The 1,033-nt window shown below is 54.3% G+C and carries 1 protein-coding gene; it reads left to right on the top strand.

Annotation, left to right across the window (positions count from 1 at the left end):
- Positions 1–330: 330 nt before the first annotated feature.
- A complete protein-coding gene (locus JHD07_RS23525) occupies positions 331–783 on the top strand; it encodes a hypothetical protein (protein WP_291626361.1) in 453 nt (150 codons plus the stop codon).
- Positions 784–1,033: the final 250 nt, after the last annotated feature.

Genomic DNA, 1,033 nt, shown 5'->3' with positions numbered 1-1,033 from the left:
TTCAGGTATCGCCCGGACAAACCGTACGCATTTCCCAATCAAAAGGCAGCGACCGACGCCATCGCTGAGCTCTTCGACAAGGTACACACTATCGTCGTCGATAAAGTCCTCAACGAAAGGAAGCCGTGACGCGAAAGGCGTTGTGCGAAGTCGCCGGCAAGGCCAATGATGAGTTTGTTCATATTTGCAGTCAGCAATCACGGTGCGTATTAATCCCGCGCTCTGTCAAGATGTGCGTGCGGGATTGCCAACCGCGAAGACGCCCCTCACATGAGGGGAGAGCTACCAGCCCTCATTCTAACCGGCTGGTCCAAAAACTGGAGCGGGAATTTGGACATTAGCGATCCGCGCCTGATCGAAGCGCACAAGAAGATGACGGAGCGCGTCGAGAAATATGATGAGCGCATCGTCACCGTATTGAAAGGCAGCCTCAGTACAGAGCAGGCCCTGAATGACTTGCTAAGTGTCGCAGGTAGACGGCGGAAACGCCGCACCTTTGCCGGAAAAATCGACAAGGCTGAGAAGTTATTCTGTCCCGAGTTGGATGCTGGGTTTTGGGCGACCATCAAAGCCGCCAACGCTCTCAGGAACGCCGTCGCCCACGGTCACAGCGAAGGCAAAATTGTTCAACGGTCAGCCGAGCTTAAGAAAGCGCTGCTCGCCTGGGTGTCGCCGGAACAGCGTCCCGGCATCGAGGCAATGACAGAGCCTCAGATGATAAGTACGGCCTTTAATAACTGCTCCAGCTATTTGGTCGTCGCAGCCGATCAGTACGGAAAGTGACATCACCGTCGCTGTGGCTTTCGATTTGCGATGTAGGTGGCCGTGCACTCGCCAACAATCAGCATGAGAACTGCGCTGAACGTCAGTGCGTCGTGAACATTATAAATAATTGCAGCCCAGCCGAGTGTCTTCATAGGAACAATCCCAACGTGCCAGATTAGTCTCCGGCAAAAAATTAACCGTCTGGGATCATCCCTTGTGCAGTCGAAGCCCTACTGCACGTGGTGTCACGCGCGGACACCAGGAAGAT

It is taken from the genome of Bradyrhizobium sp. (assembly GCF_016462955.1).
GTDB lineage: Bacteria > Pseudomonadota > Alphaproteobacteria > Rhizobiales > Xanthobacteraceae > Bradyrhizobium.
This window is presented reverse-complemented; position numbering and strand designations above follow the sequence as displayed.